This window comes from Methylobacterium frigidaeris (assembly GCF_022179185.1).
GTDB lineage: Bacteria > Pseudomonadota > Alphaproteobacteria > Rhizobiales > Beijerinckiaceae > Methylobacterium > Methylobacterium frigidaeris.
This window is the reverse complement of the sequence record NZ_BPQJ01000006.1, coordinates 114,255-134,473: the sequence shown is the minus strand read 5'-3', so window position 1 is coordinate 134,473 and position 20,219 is coordinate 114,255. Positions and strand designations below refer to the sequence as shown.

Sequence of the window (20,219 nt, the reverse complement as noted above, 5' to 3'; positions counted from 1 at the left end):
CCCGGCGATGCGGCGCCGGGACCTTCTCGCGGGCCTGAGCGCCGCGGCGGTGAGCGCGGCGGCGCCCGCCCGGGCCGCCGGCCCCGCCGCCTACCGGCGGGGCAACGGCGCCGATCCCGAGACCCTCGATCCGCACAAGACCTCGACGGTGGCTGAGGCGACGATCCTCCTCGACCTCTACGAGGGCCTGAGCACCTACGGTCCCGACGGCACCCTGGTGCCGGGCGCCGCCGAGAGCTGGACCACCTCCGCCGACGGCCTGACCTGGACCTTCTCTCTCCGCCCCGACGGGCGCTGGTCGAACGGCGACCCGGTGGTGGCCGACGATTTCGTCCACGGCTTCCGGCGCATGCTCGACCCGGCGACCGGGGCGAAATACGCCAGCGTGCTCGCGCCGATCCGCAACGCCGAGGCGGTCAATCGCGGGGCGATGCCGGTCGATGCGGTCGGCGTCTCGGCCCCCGACCCGCGCAGGGTCGTGATCCAGCTCGCGCAGCCGACCCCCTACTTCGTCGAGCTGATGACCCACCAGGCGAGCACGCCCGTCCACCGGCCCTCCCTCGCCCGTCACGGCGAGGCCTTCACCCGGCCCGGCCATCTCGTCTCGAACGGCGCCTACCTCCTGAAGGACTTCTCGCCGAACGACCGCATCACGGCGATCCGCAACCCGCATTACCGCGAGGCCGGCAAGGTCGCGATCCCCCAGGTCGAGTACATCCCGACGCCGGATCTCGCCGCCGCGGTGCGCCGCTTCGCCGCCGGCGAGATCGATTCCCTCGAGGACCTGCCCGCCGATCAGGTGAAGGCGCTCAAGTCCCGCTTCGGCGATCGGGTGGTGCTCAACCCTGCCCTCGGCGTGCTGGCGCTGATGGTGAACGTGCGGAAACGCCCCCTCGACGATGCCCGGGTGCGCCGCGCCCTGTCGCTGGCCCTCGACCGCGAGTTCCTGGCCGAGGCGGTGTGGGGCGAGACGATGCTGCCGGCCTATTCCCTGACGCCCGCCGGGCTCGACAACGCGCTCCCGCCGCCGACGATGCCGGGCCGGGACCTCTCGCCGCTGGAGCGCGAGGATGCGGCGGTGGCGCTCCTGCGCGAGGCCGGCTACGGCCCCGGGGGGAAGCCGCTGGCGGTCGAGCTGCGCTACAACATCACCGACAACAACCGGAACACCATGGTGGCGATCGCCGACATGTGGCGCCCGCTCAACGTCACGACGTCCTTCGCCGCCACCGACGCCAAGACCCACTTCGCCTACCTGCGCGACGGCGGCCCGTTCGACATCGCCCGGATGAGCTGGCTCGCCGACTACGCCGACCCGCAGAACTTCCTGTTCCTGGTCGAGAGCGACAATGACGGGTTCAACTCCGGCCGCTACGCCAACCCCGCCTACGACGCCCTGATGCGCGACGCCGCCCGCGAGACCGACCTCGAGGCCCGGGCCCGGATCCTCTCCCGCGCCGAAGAGCTCTTCCTCGCCGACCTCCCCTGGATCCCGCTGCTGCACTACCGGCACAAGCACCTGATCGGGCCCCGCCTGCGTGGCTTCGTGCCCAACCTGCGCGGCGTCTCGCCGACCCGCTGGCTGTCGCTGGCATGATCCCTTACGTCCTGCGCCGCCTCGCTCAAGGCGTCCCGACGCTCTTCATCGTCGTCACCCTGTCGTTCTTCCTGGTGCGGCTCGCGCCCGGCGGGCCGTTCGACCTGGAGCGGCCGCTGCCGGCCGCCGCGATGGAGAACCTGCGCCGGGTCTACGGCCTCGACCAGCCTCTGCTGGTCCAGTACGGCCGCTACCTCGCGGCCCTGGCGCGAGGCGATCTCGGACCCTCCTTCTCGGTGCGCGACCTCTCGGTGGCGGAGCTATTCGCCCGCGGCCTGCCGGTCTCGATGACGCTGGGCAGCCTCGCCCTCGCCGTAGCGCTGCTCCTCGGCACCGTTCTCGGCGGCCTCGCGGCCTTGCGGCGGGGCTCGGGGCTGGATCACGCGGTCACGACGCTCGGCACCTTCGCCCTCACCGTCCCGGGCTTCGTGGTGGCGCCGCTCCTCCAGATCGCCTTCGGGCTATCCTTGCGCTGGCTCCCCGTCGGCGGCTGGGACGATGGATCGCCGAAAAACCTCGTCCTGCCGGTCGCCACCCTGGCGCTGCCGCAGGTCGCCGTGGTGGCCCGCCTCGCCCGGGCCGGGCTCGTCGAGGTGTTCGACCGGCCGCATTGGCGCACCCTGCGGGCGCTCGGCCTGCCGCCCCGGATCCTGGCGCTCCATGCGCTCCGCGGCGCGGCCCTGCCGGTCGTGTCCTATCTCGGGCCGGCGGCGGCGGGTCTCCTCACCGGCTCGGTGGTGGTCGAGACGGTGTTCGGCCTGCCCGGCGTCGGACGCTACTTCGTCGACGGGGCGATCAACCGCGACTACACGCTGGTCCTCGGCACGGTGGTGCTGATCGCGGTGTTCGTCCTCGTGCTCAACCTCCTGTCCGATCTCGCCTGCGCCCTCATCGACCCGCGCCTCAGGGATTTCGGGTGAGCCAGTCAGCGGCAAGCCACCCCCTCGCCTGGGCCGAGGCCTCGCTCCTCGCCCGCGCCCGCCGGCGCCTCGTCGGCGACCGCCTCGCGCGGGCGAGCGCGGCATTGCTGCTCCTCGTGGCGCTCGCCTGCCTCGTCGGCCCGTTCGTCACCGGCCACCCCTACGACCGGCTCTACTACGATTATCCCGGCACCCCGCCCTCGCTCGCGCTCTACCCGAAGCCGGCTTCGGTCCGCCCGGCCCTCGACCGGCTCGCCTTCCGCATGCGGGTGCGTGCCGAGGACGTCGCGGTCACGGGCGATGCGGTCCGCCTGACGCTGGCCTCCGACAAGCCGGTGGACAGCAGGGTGCTGACCTTCTTCTCCCGCTCCGACACCTTCGGGGAGGCCCGCATCCTCGGCCGTTCCGAGGACGGGCGGCGCCTCGCCGTCGAGGCGCCGCTGCGCTCCTTGCGCTTCCTCGCCGGCACCGACACGCTCGGCCGCGACCTCCTCACCCGCACCCTCGTCGCCGGGCGCCTGTCCCTGGCGCTCGGGTTGCTGGCGACCGCGGTGGCGCTCGGCATCGGGGTGATCTACGGGGCGCTCGCCGGCACGCTCGGCGGACGGGTCGATGCGGCGATGATGCGCCTCGTCGACATCCTGTACTCCCTGCCCTTCGTGTTCTTCGTCATCATGCTGGTGGTGTTCTTCGGGCGCTCGGTGGCGCTGATCTTCGTCGCGGTCGGCGCCGTCGAATGGCTCGACATGGCCCGCATTGTCCGGGCGGAGGCGCAAGGAATCCGCCGGCGCGACTACGTCCGCGCCGCGGAGGCGCTCGGCCTCTCGACGGCGGCGATCCTGCGCCGGCACGTGGTGCCGAACCTGCTCGGGCCCGTCGTCGCCTTCGCGGCCCTGATGGTGCCCCGGGTGATCCTGCTCGAGAGCTTCCTCTCGTTCCTGGGACTCGGCGTGCAGGAGCCGGCGACGAGCTGGGGCGTGCTGATCGCCGACGGTGCCCGCAGCCTCGAGACCGCGCCGTGGATGCTCGTCGTCCCGGCCGCGTTCCTGGTCGCCACCCTCGTCGCCCTGACGCTTCTGGCCGAGCGCCTGCGCGATGCCCTCGACCCGCGGGAGGGCGCGTGAACCCAGGGAGCGTGAATCCAGGGAGCACGAGCCTCCTGTCCCTGCGCGGCCTCGGCGTGCGGTACCCGCAGGCCGGCGTGACGGCGCTCGACGGCCTCGACCTCGACCTCGCCCGCGGCGAGACCCTGGCCCTCGTCGGCGAATCGGGCTCGGGCAAGAGCCAGGTCGCCCTCGCCGTAATGGGCCTGCTGCCGCAGCAGGCGCAAGTGGCGGGCTCCGTGCGCTTCGACGGGACCGAGCTGACGGCCCTCTCCCGCCCCGCCCTCGACCGGATCCGCGGCGCCCGCATCGGCCTGGTGTTCCAGGAGCCGATGACCGCCCTCGACCCGCTCTTCTCGATCGGCCACCAGATCGCCCTGCCGCTCCGGGCCCATCGCGGCCTGAATCGGCGCCAGGCCATGGCGCGGGCGCGCGAGCTGCTGGGCCTCGTCGGATTGCGCGACGCGGCCTCGCGCCTCTCGGCCTACCCGCACGAACTCTCGGGCGGCGAGCGCCAGCGGGTGATGATCGCCATGGCGCTCGCCTGCGAGCCCGACCTCCTGATCGCCGACGAGCCGACCACGGCCCTCGACGTCACCGTGCAGGCGCAGATCCTGGCCCTGCTCGCCGACCTCAAGGCGCGCCTCGGCCTCGCGCTCCTCTTCATCACCCATGACCTGCGGCTGGTGCGCCGCATCGCCGAGCGCACGGCCGTGCTCCGCGCTGGCCGCCTCGTCGAGGCCGGGCCGACCGAGCGGCTGTTCCGTGATCCCCAGGCGCCCGAGACCCGCAACCTCCTCGCCGCCGAGCCCGCCGGCCGAAAGGGGCCGGTGCCGGAGGGCGCCCCCGTGGTGCTGGAGGCGCGGGGCGTGGCGGTCGCCTATCCGGGCCGGCGGCGCTTCCTGCGGGCGGAAGCCCCGCGGCTCGCCGTCGCGGACATTGACCTGACCGTGCGGGCGGGCCAGACGATCGGGGTCGTCGGCGAATCGGGCTCGGGCAAGTCGAGCCTCGGCCGGGCGCTCGTCCGCCTCGAACCCGCCGCCCACGGCCTGGTGCGGTTCGAGGACCGCGACCTCACGCGGCTCGACCGCGCCGCCCTGCGCCCCCTGCGCCGGGGTTTCCAGCCGGTGTTCCAGGACCCGATGGGCTCGCTCTCGCCCCGCCTCACCGCCGGCGAGATCGTCACCGAGGGCTTGCGGGTTCACGAGCCCCACCTGAATGCCGCTTCGCGCGACGCGCGGGCGGCCGAGGCGTTCTGCGAGGTGCGTCTCGATCCGGCCTCGCGGCACCGCTTCCCGCACGCCTTCTCGGGAGGCCAGCGCCAGCGCATCGCCATCGCCCGGGCGATGATCCTGCGGCCGCGCCTCGTCGTCCTCGACGAGCCGACCTCCGCCCTCGACCGCACGGTGCAGCGCGACATCGTCGCCCTGCTGCGCGACCTGCAGGCGGCGCACGGCCTCGCCTACCTGTTCATCTCCCACGACCTCGCGGTGGTCCGCGCGCTCGCCGACACGGTGCTGGTGCTGCGCCACGGCCGCGAGGTCGAGCGCGGCCCGACGCCCTGCGTGCTGGAGCGCCCGCGCGAGGCCTATACGCGGGCGCTCGTTGCCGCGGCCGACCTCGATGGCGGGCTCGCGCAGGCGTGAGCCGCCCCGAGCCTTGAACGCCCCCTGCGGCCGCGCCACTTCGCGCCTTCCGATAGGGCACTTCCCAGGAGACCGGACCCTTGGAGACGAGATTCTTGGAACCGAGATCGTCGCGCCGCGCCCTCGCTCTCGCGCTGCTCGCGCTCACGGCCGCCGCCCCGGTGGCTGCCCAGCCGGCTCCGAAGGGGCCGCCGAAAGGTCCACCGCCCAAGGAGGCGCCCGCGCCGCAGCCCGACCCGGCCGCCGCGATGCTGTTCCCCTGCCGCACCCCGGAGGAGACCTGCTACGTCGGCGTGGTCAAGAACGGCAAGGTCACGGTGCTGTTCACCAATGACCGCAAGGCCGACGAGATCGCCGGCAAGCCGATGGCGGTGTCGGGCGAGGGGCTCGACCTCGCCAAGACCGAGAACCGCACCGTGATGCTCGTCGGCACCTTCGACCCGAAGGACGGACTGACCAAGGCCGAATTGGTCGACGTCGCGAGCCCCCTCGTCGCCTTCGCCCTCAAGTCGACCATCGGCGGTGGCGAGGCCGACGAGGGCGGCGACGAGCCTCCGGCTCCACCGCCGGCGCCGCGCAAGAGGTGAGGTCGGGGCTCGACCGAGAGCTCGATCCATCTCCGGACTGGGCGCCGGCTCGACCCTCCCCCGCGGAGGGGGGAGGGTCACGATGGCGTAATGCTCCGAGAACCCGGTTGATGTACTAAAATATTAGTGCTTCAATGCGGCGTCACAGGCTGCCCGCTGGGCGGCCGCGGAGCGGCGAAGCCGTCCGGGTGGCGGGGAGGATCGGTGGCGGGCGGGGCGGCACGGCCTCCCATGCCCCGCGGTGCTCCCCCCTCGCCCACGGCCTTGGCCCCCCGACCGGAGAGCCCCGATGCCCCTGAGCCCCGAGACCCGCGCGACGCTGAAGACCGTCAGCACCGCGACCCTGGCCACCGCCCTGTTCAAGCGCGGCCTGCGCAACCAGTTCATCCAGGACGTGCGCCCCCTCAACCCGAATGCCGGGACGATGGTCGGCGAGGCCTACACTTTGCGCTACATTCCGGCCCGGGAGGACCTGAACACGCTCGCGGTGTTCCGCGATCCCGGCCACCCGCAACGCGTCGCCGTCGACCAGTGCCCGGAGGGCGCGGTGCTGGTGATGGACAGCCGCAAGAACCCGCGCGCGGCCTCCGCCGGCGCGATCCTGGTGACGCGGCTGATGAAGCGCGGCGCCGCCGGCGTCGTCACCGATGGCGGCTTTCGCGATTCGCCCGAGATCGGCGCCCTGCCCTTCCCGGCCTACCACAACCGCCCCTCCGCCCCGACTAACCTGACCCTGCATCAGGCCCTCGACATCAACGTGCCGATCGGCTGCGGCGACGTCGCGGTCTTTCCCGGGGACGTGGTGGTGGGCGATGCCGAGGGCGTGATCGTCATTCCGGCGGAACTCGCCGACGAGATCGCGGCGGAAGCCGCCGAGATGACCGTGTTCGAGGATTTCGTGCTGGAGGAAGTCCAGAACGGCCGCGGCGTGATCGGCCTCTACCCGCTGATCGACGACCAAGCGAAGGCCGATTTCGCCGCCTGGCGGCAGAAGACGGGTCGCTGAGGCGACAGCCTCACGCGATCGTTCGCCTCACACGATCATCCCGACGAGCAGCACCGCCACCATCGTGGCGGCAGCGCCCAGAGCCGCTGCCCACAGGCCGGCCTCGGCGGCGCTGCCCGGGCGGACATTGTCGTTGGCCGCCTGCGGCAGGGTCTTGGGGAAGCGGCGCCACTTGCGCAGGTGCGACGGCGCCGTCGCGATCAGGTGCGGCAGGGGAGCGACGGCGTTGTGGCGGCACGACATGGGGTTGCGCTCCAAGAGGGAGGCTCGCGCGTTGGTGTTGCTCTCGTTCCGGCCGCAACCTTTGCGGCAGGGAGCCATGGAAGAACGCCGGTGCCGGTCCGTCGATCCGTGGCCGGCGCAAATTCCGTCGCGTCTTCCTTAAGGGAAGGATTAAGCCGTTCCGTGCTGCGGGCTGCCCGAGCCGGAGGGCCGTCCGGCTCGAGGCGCTGGCCGTCGGAACAGCGAATCGCCGTCCGTGTCGCGATCCGACAGGCGCTGCTCGCGCACCGGATCGAGGGCGACGCGGCGGCCCGGCGTGGCCGGGTCGTTGGTATCGGCGTCGCTGCACAGCGCCTCGGCCCGGAACGTCTCGGTCGATTCGGCCGCCGGACCATCGGTCTGGAAGATTGCCAGGTTCCGGGCCGCCACCGGCAAGGTGCCGGCGATCGTCGATCCGACGGCGACCGGAGCAGCAGCCCGAGACATCGTGGGAGATCCATGGATGTATGCTTCGCCGCGCCGGGTGATGCGCTGGGCGAAGCCAGACACTCCTTCGGCCCCACAGCCTTTCCCTGGCGCGAAAGTTCCGTGAGGAGAGACAGATTTCGTCAGGTGCTGTCCGCCCGCTCCCGGTCGAGCAGCGCGCGCTTGCGGGCGACGCCCCAGCGATAGCCCGAGAGGCTGCCGTCCTGCCGCACCACCCGGTGGCACGGGATCGCCACCGCAAGCGCGTTGGCGCCGCAGGCGAGCGCCACCGCCCGGGCCGCCGAGGGCGCGCCGATCGCCTGCGCGATCTCCGCGTAGGTCGCGGTGCGTCCCGGCGGGATCGCCCTCAAGGCCTGCCAGACCCGCTGCTGGAAGGCGGTGCCGCCGATGTCGAGGGGCAGGGTCGAGGACATGCCGGGCGCTTCGACCAGGCCGACGACCTGTGCCACCACCGCCTCGAAATCGCGGTCGCCCCCGGTCAGCACCGCCTTCGGGAAGCGGTCCTGGAGGTCGCGCAGCAGGGCGTCGGGATCGTCGCCGAGCAGGATCGCGCAGAGTCCCGTCTCCGTCGCCGCCACCAGGACGTGGCCGAGCGAGCAGGCGCCGACCGCGAAACGGATCGCCGCGCCCTCGCCGCCCCGCCGGTAGGCCGTGGGCGTCATGCCGAGGCGCGTCGGCGCCGCGGCGTAGAACCGGCTGGCCGCACCGTAGCCGGCGTCGAAGATCGCCTCGGTGACCGTCCCGGCCTGCCGCAACCCCTCCGCCGCCCGCGCCGCGCGCCGCGCCGCGCCATAGGCCCGCGGCGTCACCCCGGTGACCTGCTTGAACACCCGATGGAAATGGTACGGGCTCAAGCCCGCCGTCGCCGCGAGGTCGGCCAGCGCCGGCGGCGTCTCCGCCGCGTCGATCATCCGGCAGGCCCGGGCCACCGCCTCGGTCTGGCGCTCGCCCAAGCTCGCCTCGTTCGGCCGGCAGCGCCGGCAGGCCCGGAAGCCCGCCTCTTCCGCGGCCGCGCAGGTCGGGTGGAAGCTGACATTCTTAGGGAGGGCGGGCCGGGCGGCGCAGCTCGGCCGGCAATACACGCCGGTGCTGCGCACCGCGTAGACGAAGCGGCCATCCGCCGCCCGGTCGCGGCGGGCGATGGCGGCGAAGCACGCGGCGGTGTCGAGCGGCGGGACGCCGCCCATGGCCGCGAGGTCGGAATCCGGATTGCGCATGATCGTCTTGCCTCCCTGTCGGGCTTTGCTGCCCTGCGGGGCGATGGCGCCACCCTCGCCCCGCCCGCCACCTCGCGCATCCCGGCGCTTGCGGCCGAATTCCGGGCCTCGGCTTGCCGCAGGTTTACTCCGGACGCGTTTCCGGCGCCGCCCCGGAAACCGGGCTAGCAACGGGATGTTGGGCTTCCAGTCGGGCGGCATCGGAGCCGGCCCGGCGCACCCGCCGGCCCTTTCCTCCCTCGCCGGCGCGGCGCTCGTCTCTCGGATCTCCTCGACTTCCCCGCTGCCTCACGGCAGCGGGGTTTTTCGCGTTGGGGTCTCGCCCGGGGCTGGCGAGTTTCGTTGGCCGGATGCGAATACGGTGGAGCGTGGCGGCAGGGCTCTTGGCTCGGCGGCCGGGCCGGGTTTAATCCGGCTCCAAGCAACGACACACGCCGCCGTCGCGCGGCCGCTCTAGGCCAGGGTGACCGCCGCTTGACCGACGCGCTCGACGACATCGCCGCCATCCTGGAGCGCACCGGCGAGTACCGGGTGCTGCGTCGCCTCGTCCCCTTCCTGCCCCCGGCCGAGACGCCCGAGGAGCCGACCTTCGTCGGGCTGATCCTCGACACCGAGACCACCGGCATCGACGTCACTGCGGACGAGGTGATCGAGCTCGGCATCATCAAGTTCGAGTACGGCGCCAGCGGCCGGATCTACCGGGTGCTGGAGCGGTTCAACCAGCTCCATCAGCCCTCCGGCCCGATCCCCGAGGCGGTGGTGCGCCTCACCGGCATCACCGACGCGGACGTCGCCGGCCAGCGCATCGACGACGAGGCGGTGGCGGGGCTCGCGGCCGAGGCCCGGGTCGTCATCGCCCACAATGCCCGCTTCGACCGGCAGATGTGCGAGCGCCGCTGGCCGATCTTCGTCTCGCGCAACTGGGCCTGCTCCTGCCACCAGATCCCCTGGCGGGCCGAGGGGCACGAGGGCATGCGCCTCGGCCACCTGCTCGCCGATCACGGCCATTTCCACAACGGCCACCGGGCGATCGACGATTGCGAGGCGCTGCTGGCGATCCTCGCCCGCCCGCTGCGGGCCTCCGGGCGCCTCGCGCTCGCCGCCCTCCTCGAGGCGGCGCGCCGGCCGACCGTGCGGCTCTGGGCCTCCGACGCGCCGATCGCCCTCAAGGACCGGCTCAAGGACCGCAACTACCGCTGGTCGCCCCGGCGCCGCTGCTGGTACGTCGACCTCGACGAGGAGCAGATCGAGATCGAGCGCTCGTTCCTCTCGCGGGAGATCTACCGCGGCACCCTGCCGTCCGGCCTGCCGGCCGATCGCTTCACCGCCCGCGACCGCTTCTCGACCCGGGCCGATCCGGAATCGTAGCGCTCCTGCCGCCGGATCTGTCAGGTCCGGCAGCACCTCTCCCCCGTGTCACCGGCGCCACAGGCCCGCCCCACCGGCTCTGGTATGAGGGGGACTTCACGCCCCCTCCCCCAACCGAGCCCCCCGCATGATCGTCGTCGAGGACACCACCGGTCCGAACGGGCCCCATCCCGTCCTGGCCGTGACCGGCCTGGCCCGCGAGGCGCGGCTCGCCGCAGGTCCCGGCGTGGCGACGGTGGGGGCCGGGGGCAATCCGGAGCGGCTGCGGGATCTTCTCAAAGGGCGTAGCGGCCCGGGCTGCCGGGCGGTGATGAGCATCGGCATCGCCGGCGGGCTCGATCCGGACCTGGTGCCGGGCGACGTCGTGGTGGCGACCGGGGTCGTGGCGGGCGGGCGGCGCCTGGCGGCGCACCCGCAGGTCGTCGCAGCTCTCGCCCGGAGGCTGGCAGACGCGCCGGTCCGGGTGATCCAGGCGGATGTCGCGGGGGTGGAGGCGGCGGTCCTGTCGCCGTACGCCAAGGCGGCCCTGCGCGCCGAGACCGGCGCAGCCGCGGTCGACATGGAATCGCAGGTCGCGGCCGCCTTCGCGGAAGGGCACGGCCTGCCGTTCTGCGCCGTGCGCGTGGTGTGCGACCCGGCCGACCGCGCCCTGCCGGCGGCGGTCGCCAAGGCCCTCAAGCCGGACGGCGAGCCCGATATCCTCGCCGTGCTCGCGGCTCTGGCCCGCCGCTCGGCCACGTTGGGCGGGCTGGTTCGCCTCGCCCGTGACTCGTCGGCGGCCTTTGACTCCCTAGGCCGCTGTCGCGCGCTTCTTGGCGTCGGCCTTGGCGTCCCGGATCTCGGAGAGCTTCTGCGCGACGTTGCGTGAGAACACGAACTCGGCCGGGCGCTGGTTCTCGAGGGAGATCTCGGGAGCCATCTCGCCCTCGGTCTTGATGCCGCGCATCGCGTAGACCAGCGGCTTCCACGGCTTCTTCACCGAATCGACCACCGAGGACGCCTCGTAGCCGGAATGCACCATGCAGTCGGCGCACTTCTCGTAGTTGCCGGTGCCGTAGGCGTCCCAGTCCGTGGTCTCCATCAGCTCCTTGAAGGTCTTGGCGTAGCCCTCGCCGAGCAGGTAGCACGGCTTCTGCCAGCCGAAGACCGTCCGGGTCGGGTTGCCCCACGGGGTGCAGTGATAGGTCTGGTTGCCGGCCAGGAAGTCGAGGAACAGGCCCGACTGCTGGAAGGTCCACTTCTCGCGGCCCTTCTCCTTGCCGAGGCGGAACACGCCGCGGAACAGGTCCTTGGTCGCCCGGCGGTTGAGGAAGTGCTGCTGGTCGGGGGCGCGCTCGTAGGCGTAGCCGGGGGAGACGGTGATGCCGTCGATGCCCATCCGGGTCACGCTGTCGAAGAAGTCCGCGATCTTGTCGGCCGAGGAGTTGTTGAAGAAGGTGCAGTTGATCGTGACCCGGAAGCCCATCTCCTTGGCCTTCTGGATCGCCGCCACCGCCTTGTCGTAGACGCCGCGCTGGCACACCGACTGATCGTGCATCTCCTTGTCGCCATCGAGATGGATCGACCAGGTGAAGTACGGGCTCGGCTTGTACTGCGCGATCTTCTTCTCGAGCAGCAGCGCGTTGGTGCAGACGATCGCGAACTTCTTCTGGGCGATGATGCCCTCGACGATCTGCGGCAGGTCCTTGTGCAGCAGCGGCTCGCCGCCCGCGATGACGACCACGGGTGCACCGCACTCGCGGACCGACTCGAGTGCTTCGTCGACCGGCAGGCGCTTGTTGAGGATCTCGTCCGGATAGTCGATCTTGCCGCAACCCGCGCAGGCGAGATTGCACCGGAACAGAGGCTCCATCATCATGACGAGCGGATAGCGCTTGCGCCCGGTGAGGTGCTGCTTGAGAATGTAGCCGCCGATCTTCGCGACGTACCGGAGAGGAATGCCCAAGACCAAGGCTCCTTGTGTCGTGGTTCGTTTCGTACGCTGTGCCAAGCGGGCTGATTAGCCCGAAAAGTGGCGGATTTCCAGCAAGCTAGGTTCGAAAGGGTCCAAGCTTGGTGCGGAAGGGTCTAAGTGTGGCCCAAACTCGACGGGAGCGGGAAGCTTACCCCCTCGACGATGCCAGGAAGGGTTGAGATCCGCAGGGGGGTGCGACGCTGCAGCGCAGCAATCACCTCCGCGATTACCACCTCGGGGGTCGAGGCGCCGGCGGTGAGGCCGAGGGTGCGGGCCCCGCCGAGATCGATGCCGTCCAGGTCCTCCGCCCCCTCGACGAGGTGGCTCGGCCGGCCGGCCTCGGCGGCGATCTCGCGCAGGCGGTTGCAGTTCGAGGAGTTGCGCGCACCGACCACCAGGATCAGGTCGGCGATCTCGGCGAGCGCCCGCACCGCGGCCTGGCGGTTCTGGGTGGCGTAGCAGATGTCCCGGGTCTCGGGCCCGACGAGGTCGGGGAACCGCCGGCTCAAGGTCGCGATGATCGCCTTCGTGTCGTCGACGCTGAGCGTCGTCTGGGTGATGTAGGCGAGCGGCGTGTCTGCGGCCAGGTCGAGCGCCTCGGCGTCAGCGACGCTGCCGACGAGGTGGACCGCGCCGTCGATCTGCCCGAGCGTCCCCTCGACCTCGGCGTGGCCTTCATGACCGACCAGGATCACGGTGCGGCCCTGCGCGGCGTAGCGCCGGCCTTGCGCGTGCACCTTGGCGACCAGCGGGCAGGTGGCGTCGACGACCGGGAGACCCCGGCGCGCGGCCTCCGCCTCGACCGCCCGCGACACGCCGTGGGCCGAGAAGATCGTGGTGGCCCCGTCGGGCACCGCATCGAGGCTCTCGACGAAGCGGGCGCCCTTGGCCTTGAGGTCGGCGACGACGCGGCCGTTATGGACGATCTCGTGGCGGACATAGACCGGGCGGTCGCCCCGGGCGAGCACCCGCTCGACGATGTCGACGGCTCGCACCACCCCGGCGCAGAAGCCCCTCGGTTGGGCCAGCACCAGGTCGAGCCCGTTCTCCCGCGTTCCCGCCACCGGCCCCCCGTCCCTCAAGCCGCGCTTCCGGTCCGGGCTCCGCTCCTGCCGGGCAAAGCCCTCCCGGCCCCGAGGTGTAAGGCGAGGGCGCCGGCGGCGTAAAGCCGAGCTTGCGCGGGGGCTGTGGGCGACGCGGGCCCGCCCGGAACCGGGATCCGTTTCGGGCCAACGCGTTGCAATCGGGCCTGCGGGTCACTACCTAGCGCGCCACGGTGGTGCTCCTGGAGCGTCGCCGTGACGCCAATGCACACCGCGACCATGGGCGCCGCTGCCCCGCGCGCTATACTGGTCCCGGCCGGTGCGGGGTTTGCACGGGACATCGCCGTTCCGGCGCGGCCGTCGGGCCGATCATCAGGATTTCACCGGGCCGCCGCGTGGCCCGCGAGCTAGAGGCAGGCTTCGCATCGTGATCGAACGGCTCGTGGCGTTTTCCGTACATCGGCGCTGGCTCGTCCTCGTGGCGGCGCTGCTGCTCACCGTCGCGAGCGCCGTCACGGCGGCGCATCTCTTCCGCATCAACACCGACGTCGAGCGCCTGATCACGCCGGACGTGCCCTGGCGCCAGGACGAGATCCAGTTCGAGAAAACCTTCCCGCAGCGCAGCAACCTGCTCGTCGCGGTGGTCGACGGCCGGACGCCGGAACAGGCCGAGGAGGCGGCGAACCGCCTGACCCAGGCGCTGTCGACCCACAAGGACCTGCTGCCGGTGGTCTACCGGCCCGATGGCGGTCCGTTCTTCGACAAGAACGGCCTGCTCCTGATGCCCCAGAAGGAGCTGGAGCAGACCACCGAGCGGCTGATCCAGCAGCAGGGCCTCCTCGGGCCGCTGGCCGCCGACCCGTCCCTGCGCGGCATCATGCAGGCGATGGTGATGGGCGCCCAGGGGGTGAAGGCCGGCCAGGCCAAGCCCGAGGACCTCGTCGGCCCGATGGGCCAGATGAAGGACGTCTTCGATCATGTCCTGAAGGGCGAGCCGGCGCAGCTCTCGTGGCAGTTGCTCCTCGCCGGCGGCAAGGCGGAGCCGAGCGACCTGCGCCGCTTCGTCATCGCCCAGCCGGTGCTCGATTACGACGCCCTCCAGCCCGGCGAGAAGGCGACCGCGCTGATCCGCGAGACCGCCCGCAATCTCGGCCTCACCGAGGCCAACGGGGTGCGGGTGCGGCTCACCGGCCAGGTCGCGGTCGCCGACGACGAGTTCGCGACGCTCGCGGACGACGCCGCGCTGAACTACTCGGTCACCGGCGGCGCCATCGTGCTGTTCCTGTGGCTGGCGCTGCGCTCGGGCAGCCTCGTCGTGGCGGTGCTCGTCACCACCTTCGCGGGGCTCGTCGTCACGGCCGCCCTCGGGCTCCTGATGGTCGGGGAGCTGAACCCGATCTCGGTCGCCTTCGCGGCCCTGTTCGTCGGCCTCGGCATCGATTTCGGCATCCAATTCGCGGTGCGCTACCGCGCCGACCGCTTCGCCGAGGAGGATCTCGTGCTGGCGATCCGCACGGCGGCCCGCGGCGTCGGCTGGTCGCTGACGCTGGCGGCGGTATCGCTGCTCGCCGGCTTCTTCTCGTTCCTGCCGACCGACTTCCGCGGGGTGTCCGAGCTCGGCCTGATCGCCGGCGTCGGCATGATCGTCGCCTACCTGTTCTCCCTCACTCTGCTGCCGGCGATGATCGCCGTGCTGCGGCCGCCGGGCGAGAAGCAGGAGGTCGGCACTGCCAGCATGGCCTCGGTCGACCACTGGATCCTCGCCAACCGCAAGCTGGTCCTGGTGCTCACCGGCCTCGTCACGGTGGCGGGCTTGCCGCTGCTCTACTGGCTGCCCTTCGACTCGAACCCGATGCACCTGCGCAGCGCGAAGGTGGAATCGGTCGCGACCTATCTCGACCTGACCAAGGATCCGAAGACCAGCCCCAACACCATCGACGTGGTCGTCCCCAACCGCGACGCCATCGCCCCGATGGTCAAGAAGCTGACCGCCCTGCCGAGCGTCGCCGGGGTGATCGACATCGACACCTTCGTGCCCGCCGATCAGGACCAGAAGCTCGCCACGATCGAGGACGCCGCGCAGGTCCTGGGGCCTGTCCTCAGCCCGCCCCGCGTGGCGCCTGCGCCGAACGACCGCGAGGTGGTGACGGCGATCCGCAACGCGGTGACCGCCCTGCGGGGCATCGCGCAGGGAGCGCAAGGGGCGAATGCCTCCGGCCCGCTCGCCACGATCCAGGGTTTCACCGACACCCTCGACCGCCTCGCCAGCGCCGAGCCGTCGGTGCGCGAGGCAGCCTCCGCCGCGGTGGTGCCGAACCTCAAGGCCCTGCTCACCCGCCTGCGCGGCCTGCTCGCGCCGGCCAAGATCACCCTGGAGAACCTGCCCAGGCAGATCCGCTCCGACTGGATCGCCGCCGACGGCCGCGCCCGGATCGAGGTCCAGCCGAAAGGCAACTCGAATGACAACGCGGTGCTGCGGCGCTTCGCCAAGGAAGTCCTGAGCGTCGCCCCGCACGCCACCGGCGCGCCGGTCGCCACCACGCGGTCGAGCCACACGATCCTCGGCGCCTTCATCGAGGCGGGCCTGCTGGCGCTGGTCTCGATCTTCATCATCCTGTCGGTGGCCCTGCGCCGGCCCTGGGACGTCGCCATGGCGCTCGGGCCGCTGGTGCTCGCCACCCTCTGGACGCTGGAGGCGCTCTACCTCATCGGCATGCCGCTGAACTTCGCCAACATCATCGCGCTGCCGCTGATGCTGGCGGTCGGCGTGGCCTTCCACATCTACTACGTGATCGCCTGGCGGGCCGGCGTCGCTGACATGCTGGCCTCGAGCCTGACCCGGGCGATCTTCTTCTCGGCACTCACCACCGGCACCGCCTTCGGCTCGCTGGTGCTGTCGAGCCACCCGGGCACGGCCAGCATGGGCAAGCTGCTGGCCCTGTCGCTGTTCTTCACCCTCGTCGCGGCCTTCTTCATCGTGCCGGCCTTCCTCGGACCGCCGCCGAAGCAGAAGGCCAAGGATGGGGTGCCGGAAGCGGCAGCCCGGCGCGACCCGCTGATCCCGGCCTGAGGGCCGGCGGTACAGTTCACAATGGACGGCCCGCCCCTCCGTCGAGGGGCGGGCCTTTTTCGTCAATGGCGCGGGTCCCCCTCTCCCATCCGGGAGAGGGGGACCCGCGCCATTCTCGTCTGGGTTGCTCCTCCGGAGCGATCTGCAGCAAGGGCGGGACTTTGACCCCTTCCCGGTTGCACCGCAGCGAAACTCCGTGCTAGGCACGGCCTATGATGCAGGATCGAGCCTTCCCGGTCTCGCGGCCCACGCCGCCGTAGCGCCCCGCTCTCCCGCGTCCTCTCCGCACGTCCGTTCTCTTCGTGCCCGCCCGCCTCGCGCGGCCGGCTCTTTCGCGCGCGCCTCGTCGCGCCTCCCTGAAAGCTCACATCCATGAATCTCGTCCGCCTGCGGCGCGAATGGGCGCCCGACGTCACGCGTGAAATCCTCGCCGGCACCGTCGTGGCGCTCGCCCTCATCCCCGAGGCGATCGCCTTCTCGATCATCGCCGGGGTCGACCCGAAGGTCGGGCTCTACGCCTCGTTCTGCATCGCGGTCGTCACCGCGATCGCCGGCGGGCGCCCGGCGATGATCTCGGCGGCCACCGGCGCGATGGCGCTGGTGATGACCACGTTGGTCAAGGATCACGGCCTCGGCCACCTCTTCGCCGCGACGATCCTGACCGGCCTGATCCAGATCGCTGCCGGCGCCTTCAAGCTCGGCAACCTGATGCGCTTCGTCTCGCGCTCGGTCGTCACCGGCTTCGTCAACGCGCTCGCGATCCTGATCTTCCTCGCCCAGATGCCGGAGCTGATCGGCCGCGGACCGATCGTCTACGCGATGACCGCCGCCGGCCTCGCGCTGATCTACGGCCTGCCTTACCTGACCAAGGCCGTGCCCTCGGCTTTGGTCACGATCGTGCTGTTCACCGCCCTGTCGATGAGCCTCGGCCTCGGCATCCGCACCGTCGGCGACATGGGGGCGCTGCCGAGCGAGCTGCCGAGCTTCGCCCTGCCGCAAGTGCCCCTCACCCTCGAGACCCTGCGGATCATCCTGCCCTACTCGCTCACCCTCGCCATGGTCGGCCTGCTCGAGAGCCTGATGACCGCGGCGATCGTCGACGAGCGCACCGACACCACTTCGAACAAGAACCGCGAATGCGCCGGCCAGGGGCTGGCCAACGTCACCGCCGGCCTGTTCGGTGGCATGGCCGGCTGCGCGATGATCGGTCAGTCGGTGATCAACGTCTCGTCGGGCGGCCGTGGCCGGCTCTCGACCCTGTGGGCCGGGGCCTTCCTGCTGTTCCTGATCGTGGTGCTCGGTCCCTACGTGGCACAGATCCCGATGGCGGCCCTCGTCGCGGTGATGATCATGGTGTCGATCAACACCTTCCAGTGGCGCTCGCTCCGCACCCTGTTCACCCACCCGACCACGTCGAGCATCGTGATGCTCGGCACCGTCGCTGTCGTGGTCGCGACCCACGACCTCGCCAAGGGCGTGCTGTTCGGCGTGATCCTCAGCGGGCTGTTCTTCGCCCACAAGGTCACCCGGTTCTTCGCCGTCACGTCCTCGCGCGCGGGCGGCACCCGCACCTACCAGGTCACCGGCCAGATCTTCTTCGCGACGGCCGAGGCCTTCCACGCCGGCTTCGATTTCCGCGAGGAGGATCTGTCGGGCGTCGTGATCGACGTCACGCAGGCCCATTTCTGGGACCTCACCGCCGTCAACGCGCTCGACCGGGTGGTCTTGAAGTTCCGCCACCACGGCGTTCCGGTGGAGATCGCCGGTCTCAACGCCGCCTCCGCCACCCTGGTCGAGAGGCTCGGCACCCACGACAAGCCGGGGGCGGCGATCGCCTCGGGGCATTGAGGCCGATGGCGACGGGGCGCCGCCCCGTCGCCCCTACCCCGCCCGCGCCGTCGCCCCGTGCACCATCGCGAGCACGCCGGCGCGCAGGAGGTCGTACTTCGTCGGCAGGCCGGGGCCGGTCGGCAGCCGGCCGGCGGCGGCGAGCGTCGCGATGCCGTGGGAGAGTGCCCAGACCTCGAGGGCGACGAAGCGCGGATCGACCCCGGCGGAGAAGCCGTCCGGGAACGTGCTCCGCAGGGCCTCGACGAGGAGGCCGAAGGCGTCGCGGTCGCGCGGGGCCTGCGCGGGCGCCTCGCCGCCCGGCGGGCAGCCGTCCGGGCCGACCGGCCGGGCCTCGAAGATCGCCGCGTAGTAGCCCGGCTCCTCCTCGGCGAAGGTCAGGTAGGCCTCGCCCATGCGGGTGAAGCGCTCCAGCGGCGTGCCGGGACCGCGCAGGGCGCGGGCGAGCCGCGCGGCGAGTTCGGTGAAGCCGCGCTCGGCGACCTCCTCCAGCAGCGCCTCGCGGCCGCGGAAGTGGCGGTAGAGCGCCGCCGGCGAGACGCCGACGAGGCGCGCCGCGTCGACCAGTGTGAAGCCGCCGATCCCGCGCTCCGCGATGAAGCGGCGCGCGGCCTCGATCAGGGCCTCCTTGAGGTTGCCGTGATGGTAGCCGCGCCGGTCGGACGGGCCGCTGCGCCAGGGTCGCACCGTGCTTCTGATCTCTCTACGGGGCCGGACCGGCCGCCCCCGCTGCCATAATGCATTTTCGCGCGGGCGGCAGGCTCAACCGACGCGCCGTTCCAGAAGGAAGCGCGGCACGTGGTCCGGCCTCACCGTCGTGGTCGCCACCGGCAGGACCGGCCGGTCGCCATCGAGGGAGAGGCGGAAGGCGCGCATCAGGCGCGCCAGGACCAGGGTCGCCTCGGACAGGGCGAGCTGTGCGCCGATGCAGATCCGCGGCCCGGCGCCGAACGGCAGGTAGACGAAACGGTCGGGCTCCGGGCGATCGAGGAAGCGCCGCGGGTCGAACGTCTCCGGCCTGTCCCACCAGCGGGTGTTGCGATGCAGCACCCAGGTCGGGATCATCACGATGCTGCCGGCCGGGATCTCGGTGCCCTCGACCACGCTCGCCCGCGCGGCGCGGCGGGCGATGACGTAGACCGGCGGGTAGAGCCGCAACGTCTCCTGCGCCACGGACTTGGCCAGCCGCAGGTGCGGCAGGGCTGCGGCGGCGCCCTCCTCCGACAGGTCGAGCCCCATCGCTTCCGCGGCCAGGGCGTCCTGCACGGCCGGTTCCCGGGCCAGCAGGGTGCAGGCCCAGAACAGGGTCGAGGCGGTGGTCTCGTGGCCGGCGACGATCAGGGTGCCGACCTCGTCGGCGAGAAGCCCGCCGGGCGCGTCGCCGTGGGCCTCGATCAGGAGGTCGAACAGGTCCCGCGGCGCGCCTTGCGCCTCCTGTCCTTGGGCCCCCTGCTCGCGCCGCGCTTCCAGCACCGTCCGCACCAGCCTGAGCCAGCGGCGGCGGAACAGCGCCCGGCGCGGGCTCGACGGGGTCGGCCAGCCCGGCGGCAGCAGGAAATCGGCCACGGTCGGCCGGCCGAGCCGGTCGAGGTAGCCGGAGATCAGCGCCCGGATCTCGGCCCCGAGGGGGCCGGTCTCCAGGGAGAACATCGAGGTGGTGGCGATGTCGAGGGCGACGCGCTGCATCTCCCCCCTGAGATCCGCCGGGGCGCCGAGCCCCTCCTCCAGCCGGCGGCAGGATTCCTCCGCGCTGCGGGCGACGAAGCGCAGCATCAGCGGCAGGGTGCGAGGCGTGAAGGCGGGAGCGAGCACCCGGCGCTGGTGCCGCCAGGCCTCGCCATCGGCCAGAACCAGGCCGCGTCCGGCGATCGGCCCGATCACCCGCCGGCCGGCGGGCAGGCGCACGAAGTCGTGGGTGGCCGTGAGGAGGACGTGGCGGGCGCCGGCGGGCGTCGAGAGAAGCACCATCCGCCCGCCTCCGGGCAGCGGGATCGTCACCGCCGGTGCGTCGAGGCAGGCCCGGGGAAAGGCCTCCAGGGTGTTGCGCCGGAATGCACCGAGGAGCTTGAGCCAGCCGACCCGCTCGGCGAGGGCCGGCACAGGCGGCGCGTGGTGGGCCAGCGTACCGGGAGCCACGATGGACAAGGGATCA

At 72.0% G+C, this 20,219-nt stretch carries 17 protein-coding genes; 10 read left to right on the top strand and 7 right to left on the bottom strand.

Annotated elements, in window-relative coordinates; translation table 11 throughout:
• Positions 1 to 7 precede the first annotated feature (7 nt).
• The 6 genes from MFF64_RS08625 (at position 8) to MFF64_RS08600 (ending at position 6,859) form a co-directional block, all read left to right on the top strand.
• Entirely contained in the window at positions 8 to 1,597 is a 1,590-nt protein-coding gene (locus MFF64_RS08625; RefSeq protein WP_238190433.1) for a peptide ABC transporter substrate-binding protein, read from the top strand.
• Positions 1,594 to 2,517 carry an ABC transporter permease gene (locus MFF64_RS08620; protein ID WP_238190430.1) on the top strand — a complete coding sequence of 308 codons (924 nt, stop codon included), beginning with the start codon at positions 1,594 to 1,596 and terminating at the stop codon, positions 2,515 to 2,517. The genes MFF64_RS08625 and MFF64_RS08620 overlap by 4 nt, the downstream gene beginning before the upstream one ends.
• Positions 2,514 to 3,641: an ABC transporter permease gene (locus tag MFF64_RS08615; RefSeq protein ID WP_099902607.1), complete on the top strand. Its 1,128-nt coding sequence runs from the start codon at positions 2,514 to 2,516 to the stop codon at positions 3,639 to 3,641. The genes MFF64_RS08620 and MFF64_RS08615 overlap by 4 nt, the downstream gene beginning before the upstream one ends.
• Positions 3,638 to 5,266, top strand: coding sequence for an ABC transporter ATP-binding protein (locus MFF64_RS08610; protein ID WP_238190428.1), 1,629 nt, complete (start codon positions 3,638 to 3,640; stop codon positions 5,264 to 5,266). Before MFF64_RS08615 ends, MFF64_RS08610 begins: the two co-directional genes overlap by 4 nt.
• 95 nt (positions 5,267 to 5,361) lie before the next feature.
• A complete protein-coding gene (locus MFF64_RS08605; protein WP_099900821.1) occupies positions 5,362 to 5,853 on the top strand; it encodes a hypothetical protein in 492 nt (163 codons plus the stop codon).
• 289 nt (positions 5,854 to 6,142) lie between these two features.
• Entirely contained in the window at positions 6,143 to 6,859 is a 717-nt protein-coding gene (locus tag MFF64_RS08600; RefSeq protein WP_238190426.1) for a ribonuclease activity regulator RraA, read from the top strand.
• A 27-nt stretch (positions 6,860 to 6,886) separates the two neighbouring features.
• On the opposite strand, the gene MFF64_RS08595 is transcribed toward MFF64_RS08600, so the two are convergent.
• From MFF64_RS08595 to ada, 3 genes are all read right to left on the bottom strand, one after another.
• Positions 6,887 to 7,102, bottom strand: a complete 216-nt coding sequence (locus tag MFF64_RS08595) for a hypothetical protein (protein ID WP_099899952.1) — start codon at positions 7,100 to 7,102, stop codon at positions 6,887 to 6,889.
• Positions 7,103 to 7,252: 150 nt separating this feature from the next.
• Positions 7,253 to 7,567 (bottom strand): hypothetical protein, encoded by a 315-nt coding sequence (locus MFF64_RS08590; protein ID WP_099899950.1) that lies wholly within the window; start codon positions 7,565 to 7,567, stop codon positions 7,253 to 7,255.
• A gap of 122 nt (positions 7,568 to 7,689) precedes the next feature.
• A complete protein-coding gene (ada, locus tag MFF64_RS08585) occupies positions 7,690 to 8,754 on the bottom strand; it encodes a bifunctional DNA-binding transcriptional regulator/O6-methylguanine-DNA methyltransferase Ada (protein ID WP_099899954.1) in 1,065 nt (354 codons plus the stop codon).
• A gap of 504 nt (positions 8,755 to 9,258) precedes the next feature.
• On the opposite strand from ada, the gene MFF64_RS08580 reads away from it, so the two are divergent.
• Positions 9,259 to 10,152, top strand: coding sequence for a 3'-5' exonuclease (locus tag MFF64_RS08580; RefSeq protein ID WP_099899948.1), 894 nt, complete (start codon positions 9,259 to 9,261; stop codon positions 10,150 to 10,152).
• 127 nt (positions 10,153 to 10,279) lie between these two features.
• Positions 10,280 to 11,020 (top strand): phosphorylase, encoded by a 741-nt coding sequence (locus MFF64_RS08575; protein ID WP_099899946.1) that lies wholly within the window; start codon positions 10,280 to 10,282, stop codon positions 11,018 to 11,020.
• Here the strand turns inward: MFF64_RS08575 and hpnH are convergent.
• Both hpnH and ispH read right to left on the bottom strand, forming a co-directional pair.
• Positions 10,943 to 12,097 (bottom strand): adenosyl-hopene transferase HpnH, encoded by a 1,155-nt coding sequence (gene hpnH / locus MFF64_RS08570; RefSeq protein WP_099954682.1) that lies wholly within the window; start codon positions 12,095 to 12,097, stop codon positions 10,943 to 10,945. The genes MFF64_RS08575 and hpnH overlap by 78 nt on opposite strands.
• Before the next feature lie 122 nt (positions 12,098 to 12,219).
• On the bottom strand, positions 12,220 to 13,170 hold the full coding sequence (gene ispH, locus MFF64_RS08565; protein ID WP_099899944.1) for a 4-hydroxy-3-methylbut-2-enyl diphosphate reductase: 951 nt from the start codon (positions 13,168 to 13,170) through the stop codon (positions 12,220 to 12,222).
• Positions 13,171 to 13,576: 406 nt separating this feature from the next.
• Here ispH and MFF64_RS08560 point away from each other — a divergent pair, with 406 nt between their 5' ends.
• Entirely contained in the window at positions 13,577 to 16,219 is a 2,643-nt protein-coding gene (locus tag MFF64_RS08560; RefSeq protein ID WP_238190424.1) for an MMPL family transporter, read from the top strand.
• Positions 16,220 to 16,591: 372 nt separating this feature from the next.
• Positions 16,592 to 18,067: a SulP family inorganic anion transporter gene (locus tag MFF64_RS08555; protein WP_238190422.1), complete on the top strand. Its 1,476-nt coding sequence runs from the start codon at positions 16,592 to 16,594 to the stop codon at positions 18,065 to 18,067.
• Between the two features lie 33 nt (positions 18,068 to 18,100).
• Here the strand turns inward: MFF64_RS08555 and MFF64_RS08550 are convergent, their stop codons facing one another.
• Positions 18,101 to 18,754 carry a TetR/AcrR family transcriptional regulator gene (locus MFF64_RS08550; protein ID WP_099902558.1) on the bottom strand — a complete coding sequence of 218 codons (654 nt, stop codon included), beginning with the start codon at positions 18,752 to 18,754 and terminating at the stop codon, positions 18,101 to 18,103.
• A gap of 75 nt (positions 18,755 to 18,829) precedes the next feature.
• A complete protein-coding gene (locus tag MFF64_RS08545) occupies positions 18,830 to 20,203 on the bottom strand; it encodes a cytochrome P450 (RefSeq protein ID WP_238190524.1) in 1,374 nt (457 codons plus the stop codon).
• Between the last annotated feature and the right edge of the window lie 16 nt (positions 20,204 to 20,219).

Bases quoted from the DNA above. Each gene is read 5' to 3' on its own strand.
- ada (WP_099899954.1), bottom strand. From the start codon at position 8,754: ATGGGCGGCGTCCCGCCGCTCGACACCGCCGCGTGCTTCGCCGCCATC.
- MFF64_RS08590 (WP_099899950.1), bottom strand. From the start codon at position 7,567: ATGTCTCGGGCTGCTGCTCCGGTCGCCGTCGGATCGACGATCGCCGGC.
- MFF64_RS08555 (WP_238190422.1), top strand. From the start codon at position 16,592: ATGAATCTCGTCCGCCTGCGGCGCGAATGGGCGCCCGACGTCACGCGT.
- MFF64_RS08620 (WP_238190430.1), top strand. From the start codon at position 1,594: ATGATCCCTTACGTCCTGCGCCGCCTCGCTCAAGGCGTCCCGACGCTC.
- MFF64_RS08600 (WP_238190426.1), top strand. From the start codon at position 6,143: ATGCCCCTGAGCCCCGAGACCCGCGCGACGCTGAAGACCGTCAGCACC.
- MFF64_RS08575 (WP_099899946.1), top strand. From the start codon at position 10,280: ATGATCGTCGTCGAGGACACCACCGGTCCGAACGGGCCCCATCCCGTC.
- MFF64_RS08625 (WP_238190433.1), top strand. From the start codon at position 8: ATGCGGCGCCGGGACCTTCTCGCGGGCCTGAGCGCCGCGGCGGTGAGC.
- MFF64_RS08595 (WP_099899952.1), bottom strand. From the start codon at position 7,102: ATGTCGTGCCGCCACAACGCCGTCGCTCCCCTGCCGCACCTGATCGCG.